Below are 16867 nucleotides of genomic sequence, written 5' to 3'. Positions count from 1 at the left end.
GGAAAACTCCACCTAGCCTTGGTCCATGGCACCTATCACGGTCCCCGGAGACGGGGTCGACATTCGCCTGTGGACCCGGCCCGAGGAGGTCGAGGAGCAGGCGATGCGGCAGTTGCGGAACATCTCCGCGCTGCCGTGGGCCGTCAAGCACGTCGCCGTGATGCCGGACGTGCACTTCGGGCGCGGGGCGACGGTGGGCTCGGTCATCGCGCTGCGCGACGCCGTGTCGCCCGCCGCCGTCGGCGTCGACATCGGGTGCGGCATGACGGCCGTGCGGACGTCGCTGACGGCGTCGGACCTGCCGGACGACCTGCGCTCCCTGCGGAGCCGGATCGAGGCCGCCGTGCCCGTGGGCTTCCACCAGCACGACGAGCCCGCCTTCGGCGACGGCGACGCGCGCGACTGGGAGGCGTTCTGGCGCGGCTTCGACGACCTGACGCCCGCCGTGCACGCGCGCGCCGAGAAGGCGCTGCGGCAGATCGGGACGCTGGGCGGGGGCAACCACTTCCTGGAGGTGTGCCTGGACGAGGGGCAGCGGGTCTGGGTGATGCTGCACTCGGGGTCGCGCAACATCGGCAACGAGCTGGCGCAGCACCACATCGCGGTGGCGCGGAAGCTCGCGCACAACGCCGAGCTGACGGACCCGGACCTCGCGGTGTTCCTCGCGGGCACGCCGGAGATGGCCGCCTACCGGCACGACCTGTACTGGGCGCAGGACTACGCGCGGCGCAACCGGTCGGTGATGCTGCGCCTGGTGTGCGACGTGGTGCGCGCCGAGTTCGAGCACGTGCGGTTCGACGAGCCGATCAGCTGCCACCACAACTACGTGGCGGAGGAGACGCACTTCGGCGAGGACGTGCTCGTGACGCGCAAGGGCGCGATCCGGGCCGGGCGCGGCGAGTTGGGGATCATCCCCGGCTCGATGGGGACGGGGTCCTACATCGTGCGCGGGCTCGGCAACCCCGAGTCGTTCCAGTCCGCGTCGCACGGCGCCGGGCGGAAGATGTCGCGGACGAGGGCGAAGAAGTTGTTCACCGCCAAGGACCTCGCCGAGCAGACGGCTGGTGTCGAGTGCCGAAAGGACGCCGGGGTGGTGGATGAGATCCCCGGTGCCTACAAGGACGTGGACGAGGTCGTCGCCCTCCAGTCGGACCTCGTCGAGGTCGTGGCGAAGCTGAAGCAGGTCGTGTGCGTGAAGGGGTGATCACGCTCCGCTGAAGGCGCGTCGGCGGCCGGGAGGCGGCCGATGCGCCTTTTGCGTTCGGGCGTTGCTCCATCCGCAACTCGGATGTTTATCCCTGCGGCACAAGGGAACCCAGCCTCCATCAACTCCCCCCAGACCAAAGGAGGCTGCGATGTCCACCGGCGCCATCATCGGCATCGTCGTCGTGCTGGTCGTACTGGCTGTGATCGCAGTCCTGCTGAACAGGTACCTCCAGCGGAAGCGGCTGCAGGACAGGTTCGGCCCGGAGTACGACCGCACGGTGCAGGGCAGCGAGAACCGCACGGCCGCGGAGCGTGAACTGGTCGAGCGCCAGAAGAAGCACGCGGAACTCGAACTCCGCGAGCTGAGCCCCCAGTCGCGGGAGAGCTACGGCCGCCACTGGGCGCGGATCCAGGAGCAGTTCGTCGACACGCCCGCGGGCGCCGTGGCCGAGGCCGACGTCCTCGTCACCGACCTGATGTCCGAGCGCGGCTACCCCACCGGCAGCTACGAGAAGCAGGCGGAGCTCCTCTCCGTCGAGCACTCGCGCACGCTGGAGCACTACCGCTCCGCGCACGAGATCTCGCAGCGCGACCAGTCCGGTGACGCGACGACCGAGGACCTCCGGAACGCGATGGTCCACTACCGCACCTTGTTCCAGGACCTGCTCGGGAGCACCGACGACCGGGCCCACGACGACCGGGCCCACAAGGCCTGAGAAGGAGCGATCCCATGACCGAGCGCCAGGACCTGCGACCCCTCAGCACGGAAGACCTGCTGCCGGAGCACGGCCGCGACCGCACCGCCCACGCGGACGACCAGTACCGCACCGACGACTACCGCGACTCGACCGCGGACCGCGCGGACGACGTCGACACCACCGGCACGGCGGCGGACCGGTACGACGCCGACGCCACCGGCACGACGGCGGACCGGTACGACGCCGACGCGGACCGCTCGGTGGTCTCCGACCAGTACGACGAGGTGGACGTCGACGCGGACAACCGCGCTCACGACGGCACCGAGCAGTACGGCCAGCACTCCGACGCCGAGCCGGTCGCCGCCGGTGACACCCACGACGAGACCGCCCTCGCGCACGACGAGACCCCGCGGCAGACGCCGACCACCGACGACGGCGCGCTCGAACTGTTCACCTCCGAGGAGGTCGACCAGTTCCGCACCGAGTGGCGCGGTCTCCAGTCCGACTTCGTGGACAGCCCGAGAGACGCCGTGCAGCACGCCGACCAGCTGGTCGCGCAGGTGATGCAGAGCCTCGCCACGACGTTCGCCGACCACAAGAAGTCGCTGGAAGGCCAGTGGAGCCAGGGCGAGCAGGTGGAGACCGAGGAGCTGCGGGTGGCGCTGCGCCAGTACCGCGCCTTCTTCGACAAGCTGCTGACCGTCTGATCGGGTTCTCGACCCCACCCGTTGTGCGTTCGACCGACCACCGGGCGCACAACGGGTTTTCCCGTGCCCGCGTCAGCCGGGGAGTTCGCGGATCTCCATCTCCAGGACGTCGATCTCGTCGTTCACGGCCTCGTCCAGGAGGTCGTCCAGCAGGGCACCGCAATCGGTGTGGACGACCCCGAACGTGGGCACCCGCTCCCACCAGACGGCCGGGTTGTTCCAGAACGAGCCCGACCCCTGGTCCACGCCTTCGAGGCAGCGCAACCGGGGATGGTCCTCGGGCAGGAGGCGGACGTACTCGATGAACCGCGACAGGGCGGCCGGATCGCTCACCGGGACCACGCCGTAGCCGCGCAGGCAGTCCTCGAGTTCGGCGAGGAACTCCGCTTTGAACGTCACGGCACACCTCGATCCGTTCGCTCCGCCGCGAACGCCGCGCCACCGCGGCCCCACCACGGTACCTCCGCCGGGGCCGCGCGAAGCTCCTGCTAACGGGCGGTTGTCCGCCTCCGGTCGACGCCCGTCCGCCCTACCGTCCTCAGTGGACGGGGTGGCTCACTTCTCGGCCGTCAGCCTCGCCACGAAGCTGAACCGGTCGCCCCGGTAGAGCGACCGAACGCGTTCGATGGGGTCGCCCGCGGTGTCGTAGGAGACGCGGTGCAGCAGCAGCATCGGCAGAGCGGGGTTGTTGCCGACGAGCAGGGCCTCGCGCGGTGTCGCCAGCACCGTCTCCAGGCGCTCCTCCGCCTCGTCGAACACGACGCCGAAGCGGTCCGTCAGGCACGAGTAGAGCGAGGTCGTCGCGTCGAACACGTCCAGCAGGTCGGGGAACCGGGCGACCGACAGGTAGGTCGACTCCAGACCGATCCGCTCCTCGTCGGCCAGCAGCACCCGCTCCAGGTGCACGACCGGGGCCCCGACGTCGAGCCTGAGGTCGGTGGACAGCACCTCGTCCGCGGGCAGGAGTTCGCACGTGATCACGTTGCGGGCGGGTTGGACGCCCTGGCGCAGCATTCCCTCGGTGTAGCTGACCAGCGACAACGGTTGCACTAGCTTGGGCGGGGCCACGAAGGTCCCGCTGCCTTGGCGACGTTGCAACTTGCCCTCCAGGACCAGTTCACCGACCGCCTGCCTGAGGGTCACCCGCGACACGGAGAAGCGTTCGGCCAGCTCGCGCTCGGACGGCAGCGCGGCGCCGACTCCGAGTGCGTCGACCAACCAGAGCAGTTCGGTCTTCACGGCGTAGTAGCGGGGGATCCGGCCGTGCTCGGGGATACCGGCACGAACCGGGCCGTCCGCCCGGTGAGGGGGGACGCGATGCGTAGCAGTCACGACCAGTTAGCTTACGTCGCGCACAGTACGCAGACGAGTGAAACCGGAGTGTGGACCGTCTCAGGAAGCCACCGTCGGCGGGTCCGGGATCACGTAGCCCGACGGGCCGACGTTGCGTTCGATGATCTTCCTCCACTCCCCGGAGTCGATCATCTTCCGGACCGCGTCCGCCACCTTCCCCCTCCCCTCGGCGTCGCCCTTGCGGATCCCGATGCCGTACTCCTCCTTGCTGAACGGCTTGCCGACCACCCGCAACAGCTCCGGGTTCTGGGCCGCGTAGCCCGCGAGGATCACGTCGTCGGTGGTCATCGCGTCCGCGTTGTCCGCCAGCACGGCGGTCACGCAGTCGCTGAACTTCGGGTACTCGACGAGTTTCACGTTCTGCGCGAACTCGGTCTTCACATACTCGGCCGATGTAGTTCCTTGAACCGAGCACAACCTCAGGCTGGCGTCGTTGTTCAGCGATTCCGGACCGCTGATCCTGCTTTCGTCCATTCGGACCAGCAGATCCTGCCCCGCGACGAAGTACGGACCCACGAAGTCGATGACCTCCTTCCTCTTCGCCGTGATCGAGTAAGTGGAGAGGACCAGATCGACCTGCCCGGAGGTCAGCAACTTCTCGCGATTCGCGGGCTGCGCCTCCTGCCACGATATTTTCGACTCGGGAACGCCCAACTCGTTCGCGACGTAGCGCGCCACGTCCACGTCAATGCCCCGGAACGTGCCGTCCAACCTGCGCACACCCAGTCCTGGCTGGTCGAACGAGACACCGATGATCAAATCGCCCTTGCCTGCGACCGAGGTGCCGTCGCTGGAGGAGCAGGCGCTGGCGAACAGCACCGCCGAACAGGCCGCGACCAGGCGCGACAACAAGACCGGCACCATTCTTCCCCTCTACGGACCCGCTGAAGCAGATACCCTGCGTCACATGTCCGGTAATCGGACACGGGCGGCGTCAATGGCACGCCGCGCTGGGCGGAATCTAGGCGGAGAAATGGCCGGAGTCCAGGGCTGAAAGCCGAGATCGACTTCGGTATCGGTCCAGCAGAACCAATCCCCAACAAGTGGGACGGGTGCTTCAACAACGTAACGCGATTATCTTTGGACGCCCGGTGACCGCAATCGTCGGGGCCCGCTGTCGTGCCGCGAGGGAGGCGGACCGACGGTCATCCGGGCGCTGCTGACGAACGCGCCCGCGGCCGAGGCGAGCACCGGTTCCAGCGCGAGCGACCGCACCTCCGGCAGGTCCTCGGCCAGTGCGGCCAACCGGAGCACCAGGTCCTCCAGCGCGCCGAGGTCCGCGGGGACGTCGCCCCGGTAGCCCGCGAGCAGCGGCGCCGCCTTCGGCGCGCGGACCAGCGCCGCGGCGTCGGTGTCGGTCAGCGGGACCGCCCGGTACGCGCGGTCCCCCAGCAGGTCGCTGACCAGCCCGGACAGCCCGAACGACAGCAGCGTGCCGAACGACGGGTCGTCCTGGAGGCCGAACGTGCAGGAGATGCCCTTGGGCGCCATGCGCTGCACGTACGCGCCCGACTCCCCCGCCACCTCGGTGAGCGCCGCGTACGCCGCCCGGACCGCTTCCTCGCCGCCGAGGTCGAGCCGCACGCCGACCAGGTCGTAGCGGTGCCGCAGCCGGTCGTCGGTCGCCTTCATCGCCACCGGGTAGCCGAGTTCCGCCGCGGCGGCCACCGCCTGCTCGGCCGACGCCACGACCCGGAACGGCACCACGTCGATGCCGTAGCAGGCGAGCAGGCGCACGGCGCTCTCGTCGTCGACCTGCTCCACCCCCTCGGCGAGCAGGGCCGTGACCAGCGCGGAGGCCGCGTCGGTGTCGATGCCCTCCGGGCGGGTGAACGTGCCCTGGGGCGCCGAGCGCCACCGCGCGTACCGCGTGGCGCGGGACAGGGCGAGCACCGCCCGTTCCGGGCTCGGGTAGGACGGCACCGACCCCCGGCCGGGCGCGCCGCCCGGACCGGGAACGGCCAGCTCGTCCGGCACGCCCTCGACCGCGAGGAACGTCGACACGATCGGCTTGGCGCTGCCGGTCTCCGCCACGACCTCGCGCAGCGCGCGGGCGTACGCCGTGCCGGGCACCGCGAGCGGCGGCACGAACACGACCACCAGCGCGTCGGTGTCCGGGCTCAGCAGCGACTCGCGGACGGCGGCGGCGAAGTCCTCGGGGCCGCTCTGCGGGCCGATGTCGACCGGGGCGCCCGCCAGTTCCAGGCCCTGCGCCAGGGCGGTGTCCGCGGCGAGCAGGCCGATCGCCGTCGAGTTGCCGACCACGCCGACCCGGTGGCCCGCGGGCAGCGGCTGGTGGGCCAGCAGCAGGGCGGTGTCGAAGAGCTGGGCCAGCGACTCGACCCGGATGACGCCCGCCTGCTCGAACAGCGCCTGCACGCTCGCCTCGTCCATCCGGACGGTGGTCGCGGCCAGCGCGGGCGTCACGGCGTGCCTGCCGGACTTCACCGCGACGACGGGCTTGGTGCGGCCGAGCCGCCGGGCGAGGCGGGCGAACTTGCGCGGGTTGCCGAACGACTCCAGGTAGAGCAGGACGACGTCGGTCGCCGGGTCGGTCTCCCAGTACTGGAGCAGGTCGTTGCCGGACACGTCCGCCCGGTTGCCCGCCGAGACGAACGTCGACAGGCCGAGCCCGCGCTCGGCGGCGTCCGCCAGGATCGCCGTGCCCAGCGCGCCGGACTGGCAGAAGAAGCCCGTGCGACCGCGCGCGGGCAGCCGCGGCGCGAGCGTGGCGTTGAGCCGGACCTTCGGGTCGGTGTTGAGCACGCCGAGCGCGTTCGGACCGACCACCCGCATCCCGTGCGAACGCGCCTCGGCCGCCAGCCGCAGCTCCGCGCTGCGCCCGTCCGGCCCGGTCTCGCCGAAGCCCGACGACACCACCAGCAGCGCCTTGACGCCCTTGGCCAGGCAGGCGTCCATGACCTCGTCGACGCCCGCGGCGGGCACCGCGACCACGGCGAGGTCCACGTCGTCGGGGATGTCCAGCACCGAGGCGTAGGCCCGCACGCCGCGCACCGACCGGTGCTCGGCGTTCACCGGGTAGACCGGGCCGGTGAAGTCGGCCGACAGCAGGTTCGACAGCACCGCGTTGCCGATCTTCGTCGGGTCCGTGGACGCGCCGATCACCGCCACCGACCTCGGGTGCAGCAGGTTGTGCACGCTGCGCGCCTCGGCCGCCTGCTCCCGCGACCGCGCCACCTCCACCGACTGCTCGGTCGGGTCGATCGCGAACTCCAGGTGCAGCGAGCCCTCCTCGAACTCCCGGCTCACCACGTACCCGGCGTCGCGGAACACCCGCACCATCTGGCCGTTCTCCGCCAGGACCTCGGCCACGAACCGGCTCAGCCCGCGCTCCCGCGCCGCGGCGGCCAGGTGCTCCAGCAGGATCGACCCCAGGCCGCGCTTCTGGTGGCCGTCCTCGACGACGAACGCGATCTCCGCCGAGTCACCCGAGTCCAGCCGGTCGAACCGGCCGACCGCCACGATGTCGTCGCCCAGCAGCGCCACCAGCGCCACCCGGTCGAGGTGGTCGACCGTGCTGAACCGCACCACGTCCCGGTGCGGCATCCGCGGGTAGGGGCCGAAGTAGCGGAAGTACCGCGTCCGCTCCGACAGCCTGCCGTGGAACGCCAGCAGCCGCTCGGCGTCGTCCGGCGTGATCGGCCGCAGGTGCACGGTGCCACCGTCGGACAGCACGACGTCGGCCTCCCAGTGCTCCGGGAAGTCGTACGGGTCGCCCTCGGCCATGTCCGCCACCGGTTCCTCTAGTCCTTGGGGTAAGTCCTGGCTCTCTGGTACCCGCATCGCACTACAGGCGGACACGCACCGCAGCGGGAGCGCTCAGTCCCTGCGGTCGTCGGGGTCCAGGCCGTGCAGCGGGAACACCGCGCGGCGGGTGTTGCGGATCGCCTGGTCCACCGGCGAGTCGGCGTCGCCGCTCCACGGTGTGTGGCCGGGGTCGGCGTCGTCGGTCATCGACGACGGCAGCGCCCGGTTCGGGGCCAGTCGCGACGCGTGCGACACCCAGCTCGCGGGCAGCGGCACGTTCGGGTCGAGGTCGCGGTCGAGGACCGTCGCCAGCAGGTGAGTCCACGAGCGCGGGACCACCCGCAGCAGCTCGTAGCCCCCGCCGCCGAGCGCCAGCCACCTGCCGTCCGCGTACGTCTCGGCGAGGTCCCGCAGGGCCCGGTAGATCGCCCGGTGCCCGTCGACCGACAGCGCCAGGTCCGCGAGCGGGTCCTCGCGGTGGCTGTCCACGCCGCACTGGGTCACCAGGACCTGCGGCCGGAACGCCCCGAGCAGGCCCGGCACGACCGCGTGGAACGCCCGCAGCCAGCTCCCGTCGCGGGTGCCCGGCGGCAGCGGCAGGTTCACCGCCGTGCCCTCCGCGCCCTTCCCGCCCAGTTCGGCGGGCCAGCCCGTGCCGGGCCACAGCGTCATCGGGTTCTGGTGCACCGAGATCGTCAGGACCCTCGGGTCGTCGTAGAACGCGGTCTGCACGCCGTCGCCGTGGTGCACGTCGACGTCGACGTAGGCGATCCGGTCGAAGCCGTTGTCGAGCAGCCACGAGATCGCCACCGCGCAGTCGTTGTACACGCAGAAGCCCGCCGCGTGGTCGCGCATGGCGTGGTGCAGCCCGCCCGCGATGCTCACCGCCCGGTCCGCCTCCCCCGACGCGATCCGCCGCGCCGCCTCCAGCGTCCCGCCGACGATCAACGCCGACGCCTCGTGCATCCGCTCGAACACCGGGTTGTCGCTGGTCCCGAGCCCGTGCCCGACGTCCCAAGCCGATGTCGGCGCCTCGCGCACCGCGGTGAGGTACGACTCGGTGTGCACGCGCTCGATGTCCGCGTCGGTAGCCGCCGTCGGCGAGACCAGCCCGACCCCGTCGAGCACGCCGAGCGCGGTCGCGAGCCGGATCGTCAGGTCGAGCCGGACCGGGTTGAGCGGATGCTCGCCCCCCAGGTCGTACCCGAGGAAGGACTGGTCCCAGACGACTGCGGCTGCCTTGCCCATGGGTGGAAACCTAACCCAAGGCAACGGTGCGGGTAGATCCGCGATCACAGGTTGACCGCCGGTCACGTGAACGGCGCGGACCACACTTACAGTCCTCCCGACGACACGGGCCCGCAACACCGCCATCGAGGATGGAACCGCGTCCGACGGAACGAGGTCAGAGCCCCCATGCACATGCGAAGAGTCACCGCGCTCACCGCCGTCCTCACGGTGGCCCTGACCCTCGGCCTCGCCGGGTGCGCCCAGAAGATCAACGGCACCGCGGTGGTCGCCGCGGGCGCGAACACGACCACCACCAAGCCCACCACGTCCTCCAAGGGCAAGCCCACGACCACCACCAAGGCGACCCCGACGAAGCCCACGTCGACGGACAAGCCCAGCGGCAAGATCAAGATCACCACGAAGAAGAAGACCGAGCCCAGCTGCGAGATCCTCTCCCCGGAGGAGGTCGCCACCGCGATCGGCTCCAAGCCCGCCACCGCACCGGGCTGCGTCCAGTCGACCTCGGACCCGCTGGTCGTGATCCTGCTGCTGATCACCCTCCCCGACTACGAGGGCACCGCCAGGGAGATCGAGGTCGCGGGCAACACCGCCTACGAGATCAAGGACGGCACCGACTGCTCCGTCATGGTCATGCTCACCGACGACCCGGACGAGATCACCCCGGCCCTGCTCGCCTCGGTGACCCCGCTCGACGAGGTCGACACCTGCGGCGTCGCCCTCAAGCTCGCCACGGCGGCGTTCAACAAGATCCCCAACGCGTGAGGTGAGACCCGGCGCGCGCCTGTCGGCGGGTGATGGGGATGTGCGCCGGGGGTGGTGGTCGAGACACCGGCGGAGGGTGCGGCTGGAGTCGGGGGTGGGAGCTGCGAAAGCGGCGACCGAGGCTCGGCGGAAACCACAGCAGCGCCCAGGGGCAGGGGCAGGATGGTCGGCCGGCAGGTGTTGTGGGGGCCAGGTGGGCCGGCTACCCGTCAGGAGTCAGCAAGGTAGACGGGCTGCTCATCGGGAGCAGGCCGGAACGGCAAACTGCCCATCGGGAACCAGCCGGAACGGCAAGCTGCCCGTCAGGAGCTGACCAACCAGTCTGTCCACCGCAGCCAGCCAACTGGGCAGGCCGCTCATCGGGAGTCGACCAGCTAGGCGGGTCATCGGGAGTCCACCGGGTAGGCGGGCTGCCCGGCAGGAGTCGGCCGAGCAGGCAGACCAGCCGGTCGGCGTCAGCCGGCTGAGCAGGCCCTCCGACAGGGAGTCGGCCAAGCAGGCAGACCAACCGGTCGGCGTCGACCGGTTGAACAAGCCCTCCGGCAGGAGTCGGTCGAACAGGCAGCTCGTCGGCAGCGACCGGGTAGGCAGGCTGATTGTCGGGAGCCGGCCGGATAGGCAGGTCGTCGGGAGTCGGCCACGCGGACAGGCTGTTCGTGGGCGGTCGGTGCGGGGCACTCGGTCCGGTGTGGAGGGGAACTCCGCACCTGCCGTGGTGCGGGGTCGGGTGTTGGCTCGCATGCGTTTGGGTGGGGTGGCCGGGTGGTCCGGTCGCGGGACAGGTGCTTGTGGCCACCCGTGGCGGTGGCCACAAGCACGTGATCCGGCTCTCCCCCGGTGTGGCTCAGCCCGGTTCGGGGCCGGTGGCTGCTGGGCGGTTCGGGTCGGCGGACCAGTTCGACCACGAGCCCGCGTACAGGGTGGCCGGCTTGTCCTTGCTGGTCAGGCCTGCCACCTCCAGGGCCAGGACGACCGAGGACGCGGTGACGCCGGACCCGCAGTAGGCGCCGATCGGCGCGTCGGTGGTCACACCCAGTGCGCGGAAGCGGTCGGCCAGGGCCGTGGGGGCCAGCCAGCGGCCGGTGGCGTCCACGTGTTCGGAGGACGGGGCGTTGAGCGCGCCCGGCACGTGGCCCGGCCTGGGGTCCACGGGTTCGGTTTCGCCCCGGTAGCGGGCGCCCGCCCTGGCGTCGAGGAGGACGCCGGCGCGGGCCAGCTCGGCGGCGCCGTCGGCGTCGGTGACCGGCATGGCACCGGGGCGAACCCGCACGTCACCCGGCTCGGGAGCGGGTGCTTCCGCGGTGACGGGCCTCTCCTCGGCGGTCCAGGCGGCGAAGCCGCCGTCGAGCACGGCGACCTCCTCGTGGCCTGCCCAGCGCAGCAGCCACCAGACGCGGGCGGCGACCGAGCCGTCACCGCCGTCGTAGGCGACCACCGGGTGGCCCTCCCGGACGCCCGCGGCGCGCAGGACGCGCTCCAGAGCGGCCGGTTCCGGGAGCGGATGCCTGCCCCCCTGGCCGGGTGGCGCGGACAGTTCCGTGTCCAGGTCCGCATATGCCGCACCGGGAATGTGCGCGACCTCGTAGTCTAGACGTCCGGGTGGTCCACCGAGTCGCCAGCGAACATCGAGAACGACGGGTGGACGGTCACCGTTCAGTGCCGCGGCGAGGGCTTCGGTGCTGATCAAAGGATGCACGAGACCCATCCTGCACCGCCCCGCATCGGACTCCGGCACCACACGCGGCCTGTGGTGACCTCGGGTGCGACTAGCATTGACGACATACGAAGGGGAGCGGGCGTGAACGACCTCATCGACACCACGGAGATGTACCTCCGGACCATCTACGAGCTCGAAGAAGAGGGTGTGGTGCCCCTGCGGGCGCGCATCGCCGAGCGCCTCGGGCAGAGCGGTCCGACCGTGAGCCAGACCGTCGGCCGCATGGAGCGCGACGGGCTCGTCATCGTCGCGGGCGACCGGCACCTCGAACTCACCGACCAGGGCCGCAACCTGGCCATCGCGGTCATGCGCAAGCACCGGCTCGCGGAGCGCCTCCTCGTCGACATCATCGGCCTGGAGTGGGAGCACGTCCACAGCGAGGCCTGCCGCTGGGAGCACGTGATGAGCGAGGCGGTCGAGCGCAAGCTCATCAAGCTGCTCGGCAACCCCACGACCTCGCCCTACGGCAACCCGATCCCCGGTCTGGACAAGCTGGGCGACGGCGAGCCCGCCCCGGCCGTCGAGGCCGACCTGATCCGCATCGACGAGGTGGCCCGCCGCGGTGGCGGCAAGGTCGAGGTGCGGCGGATCGCCGAGCACATCCAGCTCGACCCCGACCTGATGGCCGAGCTGAAGGAAGCGGGCGTCATCCCCGGCGGCACCGTCGAGGTCGAGGGGCTCGCGGGCGCCAAGGTGATCAAGGTCCGCGGCAACGGCAGCAGCGCCACGCTGGACCCGTCCGTCGCCCACGCCGTCATGGTGCAGGCACGGTGACGACAGCGGACCGAGCCGCCGCAGCGTTCCAGCAGGTGTACGACCGGGCGCCCACGGGCATCTGGTCCGCACCCGGCCGGGTGAACCTGATCGGCGAGCACACAGACTACAACGACGGCTTCGTCCTGCCGTTCGCCCTGCCCTACCGGATCGCCGTGGCCGCGGCTCCGCGCGAGGACGGCGTGCTGGCGGTCGGCACGCTCGGCGTGGACGGCAACGTCCAGCACGCCGACCCGTTCCCGATCGCCGACCTGGAACCCGGCGTCGTGCCGGGCTGGGCCGCCTACCCCTCGGGGGTGGCGTGGGTGCTGCGGTCGCAGGGCATCACCGGCGGCGCGGACCTGATGGTCGCGGGTGACGTGCCCGCGGGCGCGGGCCTGTCCTCGTCGCACGCGCTCGAGTGCGCGGTCGCGCTGGCGCTCCTCGGGCTGGCGGGCCTCTCGCCCGACGGCGACGAGGCGTCCTCGCCGACCCGCCAGGAGATCGCCCGCTGGGTGCAGCGCTCCGAGAACGACTTCGTCGGCGCGCCCACCGGGCTGCTCGACCAGACGGCGTCGCTGTGCTGCGTCGAGGCGCACGCGCTGTTCCTCGACGTCCGCTCCGGCAAGTCCGAGCAGGTGCACTTCGACGCGGCCGCCGCCGGGCTCGAGGTGCTGGTGGTCGACACCCGTGCGAGCCACTCGCACACCGACGGCGGCTACGGCGCGCGCCGCGCGGGCTGCGAGCGGGCGGCCGAGATCCTCGGCGTGCCCGCGCTGCGCGACGTGGAGGTCACCGAGCTGACCGAGACGCTCGCCCGCCTCCCGGAGGACCTCCGACCGCTCGTGCGGCACGTGGTGACCGAGAACGACCGGGTTCTCCAGACGGTGGACCTGTTGCACGCCAACAGGTTGGGCGACATCGGCCCGCTGCTGAGCGCGTCGCACGCCAGCCTGCGGGACGACTACCGGGTCTCGTGCCTGGAACTCGACGTCGCCGTCGACGCGGCGATGGCCGCGGGTGCCCTCGGCGCGCGGATGGTCGGTGGCGGCTTCGGCGGCTCGGCCATCGCCCTGGTGCCGGTCGGCCTGCACTCCGACGTGGAGAAGTCCGTCTTCGCCGCCTTCGCCGAGCGCTCCCTGCCCAAGCCGAGGCTGTTCACGGCCGTGCCCTCCAAGGGCGCGGGCCAGGACCGCTGATCTTCCTCCCCCTCCGGACGAACGAAAGAGAGAACCACGGTGAAGCTGCTCGTGACGGGCGGTGCTGGGTACGTCGGCAGCGTGAACGCGGCTCGGCTGATCGAGTCGGGCCACGAGGTGGTCGTGCTCGACGACCTGTCCACGGGGCACGCCGACGCGGTTCCCGAGGGCGCCCGGTTCGTGCAGGGCGACATCAACGACGTCATCGGCACGGTGCTGGCGGAGGGCTTCGACGGCGTGCTGCACTTCGCGGCCAAGTCGCTGGTCGGCGAATCCATGGTGGACCCCGCCAAGTACTGGCAGGGCAACGTCGTCACCTCGCTGCGGCTGCTGGACGCCATGCGCGAGCACGGCACCCCGCGACTGGTGTTCTCCTCGACCGCCGCCACCTACGGCGAGCCGGAGGAGGTCCCGATCTCCGAGACGGCGCCGACCCGCCCGACCAACACCTACGGCGCGTCGAAGCTGACGATCGACCACGCCATCACCTCCTACGCCGCCGCTCACGGCCTGGCCGCGGTGAGCCTGCGGTACTTCAACGTGGCGGGCGCGCACGGTTCGGTCGGCGAGCGGCACGCGGTCGAGACGCACCTCATCCCGCTGGTGCTCCAGGTCGCGCTCGGTCAGCGCGAGCAGATCCAGATCTTCGGCGAGGACTGGCCGACCGAGGACGGCACGTGCGTGCGCGACTACATCCACGTCACCGACCTCGCCGACGCCCACCTGCTGGCGCTGGAGCACGCCGTCGCCGGTGAGCACCGGATCTACAACCTGGGCAACGGCACCGGTTTCTCGGTGAAGCAGGTCATCGACACCTGCCGCGAGGTCACCGGCCACGCCATCCCCGCCGCCATCGCGCCGCGCCGCGCGGGCGACCCCGCCGTGCTGGTCGCGTCCAGCGAGCGGGCCCGGACCGAACTCGGGTGGAAGCCCGAGCGCGCCGACCTGACCGGAATCGTGCGCGATGCCTGGGAATTCACCCGGTCCCGTCAGGAGGCATGAGCCCGGATGACAGACAGTGCCCGTTCGGCGACGGCCGCGGACTTCGCGGATCTCGCCGCCTTCAACGCCCTGCCCCGAGTCGGTTCGCCCGCGCTCTCGCCCGACGGCACCCGCTTGGTGGTCGTCGTGTCCGAGCTCGCGCCGGACGGCAAGAAGTGGCAGGGCGCGCTCTGGGAGATCGACCCCGAGGGCACCCGGCAGCCGCGACGGCTGACCAACGCCGCGAAGGGCGAGTCCAGCCCCGAGTTCACGCCGGACGGGTCTGTCCTGTTCCTGTCCAGCCGCCCCGACGCCCAGTCCGACGACAAGGACAAGCAGGGCAAGGACAAGGCGGCCCTGTGGCTGCTGCCGCCGACCGGTGAGGCCAGGGAGGTCTACCGCCCGGCGGGCGGGGTCGACGGCTTCACCGTCGCCACCGGCACCGGCCACCTGCTGCTGTCGGCGTCCGCGCACCCCACCGCCGCGTTCGGCGAGGAGGACGCCGCCAAGCGCAAGGCCCGCGACGACGCCGGGATCACCGCGATCCTGCACGAGGGCTACCCGATCCGGTACTGGGACGCCGACGTCGGCCCCGCCTACCGGCGCGCGCTCGCCACCGGCCCGGTCAGCGCCGACAGCGGGCGCGTCGAGACCGTCACCGATCTGGCCCCCGACGCCGGGAGCACGATCGAGGAGATCATCGCGATCAGCCCGGACGGCCGGTGGGCGATCTTCTCCGAGCAGGTCCCCGTCAGCCCCGCGTACGGCGCCCGCTACAACCTGCGGCTGGCCGCGACCGACGGCAGCTCCAGCCGCGTGCTGGCCGACGAGCCCGACCACTCGTTCAGCAGCGCTGCCTTCACGCCCGACTCGACGGCGGTGATCGCCGTCCGCGTCGTCGACTCGACCGCGGACAGCCCCTGGTACGGCACGCTGGTGCGGATCGACGTGGAGTCCGGTGACATCACCGACCTCACGCCGGACTTCACCGAGGAGCCCGCCTCCCCCGTCGTCAGCCCCACCGGCGACGCCGTGTACTTCACCAGCAGCGACCACGGCCACCAGCCCGTGTGGCGGCTCGACCTGGCGTCGGGCGCGATCACCCGGCTCACCGCGCGCGGCGGCTACACCGACGTCATCGTCAGCCACGACGGCACGACCCTGTACGCCATGGGCGGCACCGTCGACCACCCGTCGACCCCGGTGCGCCTCGACGCCACCGCCGTCGACCAGGAGCCGGTGCGACTGCTGTCGCCCGGCCGGGTCGACTCGGTGCCCGGCACGCTCACCGAGATCGAGACCACGGTCGCCGACGGCCGCACGGTGCGCGCCTGGCTGGTGCTCCCCGAGGGCGCCTCGGTCGACCGGCCCGCGCCCCTGCTGCTGTGGGTGCACGGCGGCCCGGTGATGAGCTGGAACAACTGGAGCTGGCGCTGGAACCCGTGGCTGATGGCGGCGCGCGGCTACGCGGTCCTCCTGCCCGATCCGGCCCTGTCCACCGGCTACGGGCACGAGTTCGTCAAGGCGGGCTGGGGCCGCTGGGGCGCGGAGCCCTACACCGACCTGATGGCGATCACGGACGTCGCCGAGCGCCGCGACGACGTCGACGACAGCCGCACCGCCGTGATGGGCGGCTCGTTCGGCGGCTACATGGCCAACTGGATCGCCACGCAGACCACGAGGTTCCGCGCGATCGTCACGCACGCGTCGCTGTGGCACCTGGACGCGTTCACCGGCAGCACGGACGGCGCGTACTACTGGATCCGCGAGATGGGCGACCCGCTCACGCAGCCCGACCGCGTGAAGGCCAACTCGCCGCACCTGTACGTCGCGAACATCGAGACGCCGATGCTGGTGATCCACGGCGACAAGGACTACCGGGTCCCGATCGGCGAGGGCCAGCGGCTGTACTTCGACCTGCTGCGGCACGGGGTCAACGCCAAGTTCCTGTACTACCCGACCGAGAACCATTGGATCCTCACTCCCGGCAACAGCCGGATCTGGTACGAGACGATCTTCGCGTTCCTGGGTGAGCACGTGCTCGCCGAGGAGTGGGAGCGGCCCGAGCTGCTCTGAGTCGCGCTGGACACCGCTGGGGTCGGACCGGGGACGGGGCCGACCCCAGCGGCGTTTCGGCGGTGACAGGGGAAGGTCGACCGCCGGTCTGGGGGCCACCTCGCTCTGGGTGGCGGGCTGGTGGGTCGGAGCGGCACGGGCAGCGCGCCACGCGGGTGGGACGTGCGGATCCGCGGGCGGTCGTGTGCGGGCGAAACGCACGAACGCCTGCCGGCACGGGTGGACAGGGCCCGACGGTCGGGTCCGCCGACGCTCGGAGCCTGGGTTCACCGGCGGTCAGGCGCCTCTGGCGTGGCCGGCGACGAGTCGTGCCCGCGGCGCTGCCGGGCGCCGTCGGAGGGCTCCGCGCCAGGTGGTGAGCCAACCTCGGAGGCCGCGGCGCGGGACGGGGGCCAG

Annotated in this window: 15 protein-coding genes; 9 read left to right on the top strand and 6 right to left on the bottom strand. The window is 71.6% G+C overall.

The annotated features are described in order from the left end of the window. Positions 1–25: 25 nt before the first annotated feature. The 3 genes from VFZ92_RS17025 (at position 26) to VFZ92_RS17015 (ending at position 2611) form a co-directional block, all read left to right on the top strand. Complete coding sequence (locus tag VFZ92_RS17025; protein WP_330876918.1) at positions 26–1204, top strand: RtcB family protein; 1179 nt, start codon at positions 26–28, stop codon at positions 1202–1204. 151 nt (positions 1205–1355) lie between these two features. Continuing rightward, complete coding sequence (locus tag VFZ92_RS17020) at positions 1356–1922, top strand: hypothetical protein (RefSeq protein WP_330876917.1); 567 nt, start codon at positions 1356–1358, stop codon at positions 1920–1922. Between the two features lie 14 nt (positions 1923–1936). Next, a complete protein-coding gene (locus VFZ92_RS17015; RefSeq protein ID WP_330876916.1) occupies positions 1937–2611 on the top strand; it encodes a hypothetical protein in 675 nt (224 codons plus the stop codon). Between the two features lie 72 nt (positions 2612–2683). Here VFZ92_RS17015 and VFZ92_RS17010 read toward each other — a convergent pair whose 3' ends face one another. From VFZ92_RS17010 to VFZ92_RS17000, 3 genes are all read right to left on the bottom strand, one after another. Beyond that, entirely contained in the window at positions 2684–3010 is a 327-nt protein-coding gene (locus VFZ92_RS17010; RefSeq protein WP_330876915.1) for a hypothetical protein, read from the bottom strand. Positions 3011–3166: 156 nt separating this feature from the next. Continuing rightward, positions 3167–3943 carry a GntR family transcriptional regulator gene (locus tag VFZ92_RS17005; protein ID WP_330876914.1) on the bottom strand — a complete coding sequence of 259 codons (777 nt, stop codon included), beginning with the start codon at positions 3941–3943 and terminating at the stop codon, positions 3167–3169. Between the two features lie 60 nt (positions 3944–4003). Further along, a complete protein-coding gene (locus VFZ92_RS17000) occupies positions 4004–4828 on the bottom strand; it encodes a glutamate ABC transporter substrate-binding protein (RefSeq protein WP_414719915.1) in 825 nt (274 codons plus the stop codon). Here VFZ92_RS17000 and VFZ92_RS16995 point away from each other — a divergent pair. Further along, on the top strand, positions 4716–4958 hold the full coding sequence (locus tag VFZ92_RS16995) for a hypothetical protein (RefSeq protein ID WP_330876971.1): 243 nt from the start codon (positions 4716–4718) through the stop codon (positions 4956–4958). The two genes, VFZ92_RS17000 and VFZ92_RS16995, sit on opposite strands and share 113 nt — an antisense overlap. A gap of 80 nt (positions 4959–5038) precedes the next feature. On the opposite strand, the gene VFZ92_RS16990 is transcribed toward VFZ92_RS16995, so the two are convergent. Both VFZ92_RS16990 and VFZ92_RS16985 read right to left on the bottom strand, forming a co-directional pair. Beyond that, entirely contained in the window at positions 5039–7711 is a 2673-nt protein-coding gene (locus VFZ92_RS16990; RefSeq protein WP_330876967.1) for a GNAT family N-acetyltransferase, read from the bottom strand. Positions 7712–7804: 93 nt separating this feature from the next. Then, positions 7805–8980 (bottom strand): acetoin utilization protein AcuC, encoded by a 1176-nt coding sequence (locus VFZ92_RS16985; RefSeq protein WP_330876913.1) that lies wholly within the window; start codon positions 8978–8980, stop codon positions 7805–7807. A gap of 168 nt (positions 8981–9148) precedes the next feature. Here VFZ92_RS16985 and VFZ92_RS16980 point away from each other — a divergent pair, with 168 nt between their 5' ends. Continuing rightward, positions 9149–9745: a DUF3558 family protein gene (locus VFZ92_RS16980; protein WP_330876912.1), complete on the top strand. Its 597-nt coding sequence runs from the start codon at positions 9149–9151 to the stop codon at positions 9743–9745. Positions 9746–10589: 844 nt separating this feature from the next. On the opposite strand, the gene VFZ92_RS16975 is transcribed toward VFZ92_RS16980, so the two are convergent. Further along, positions 10590–11441, bottom strand: coding sequence for a sulfurtransferase (locus tag VFZ92_RS16975; RefSeq protein WP_330876911.1), 852 nt, complete (start codon positions 11439–11441; stop codon positions 10590–10592). A 102-nt stretch (positions 11442–11543) separates the two neighbouring features. Here VFZ92_RS16975 and VFZ92_RS16970 point away from each other — a divergent pair, with 102 nt between their 5' ends. From VFZ92_RS16970 to VFZ92_RS16955, 4 genes are read left to right on the top strand one after another with little or no spacing between them, the layout of a single operon-like run. Next, the gene (locus tag VFZ92_RS16970; RefSeq protein WP_330876910.1) at positions 11544–12236 is read left to right on the top strand and encodes a metal-dependent transcriptional regulator; all 693 of its coding nucleotides are present in this window, start codon (positions 11544–11546) and stop codon (positions 12234–12236) included. After that, complete coding sequence (gene galK / locus VFZ92_RS16965) at positions 12233–13414, top strand: galactokinase (RefSeq protein WP_330876909.1); 1182 nt, start codon at positions 12233–12235, stop codon at positions 13412–13414. Before VFZ92_RS16970 ends, galK begins: the two co-directional genes overlap by 4 nt. Positions 13415–13453: 39 nt before the next feature. Further along, complete coding sequence (gene galE, locus VFZ92_RS16960) at positions 13454–14416, top strand: UDP-glucose 4-epimerase GalE (protein WP_330876908.1); 963 nt, start codon at positions 13454–13456, stop codon at positions 14414–14416. Between the two features lie 6 nt (positions 14417–14422). Then, positions 14423–16471 carry a S9 family peptidase gene (locus VFZ92_RS16955; RefSeq protein ID WP_330876907.1) on the top strand — a complete coding sequence of 683 codons (2049 nt, stop codon included), beginning with the start codon at positions 14423–14425 and terminating at the stop codon, positions 16469–16471. The last annotated feature ends 396 nt before the right edge of the window (positions 16472–16867 follow it).

This window comes from Umezawaea sp. (assembly GCF_036375055.1).
Lineage (GTDB): Bacteria > Actinomycetota > Actinomycetes > Mycobacteriales > Pseudonocardiaceae > Umezawaea.
The sequence above is the reverse complement of the archived record's forward strand: the minus strand, read 5'-3'. Positions and strand labels throughout refer to the sequence as shown.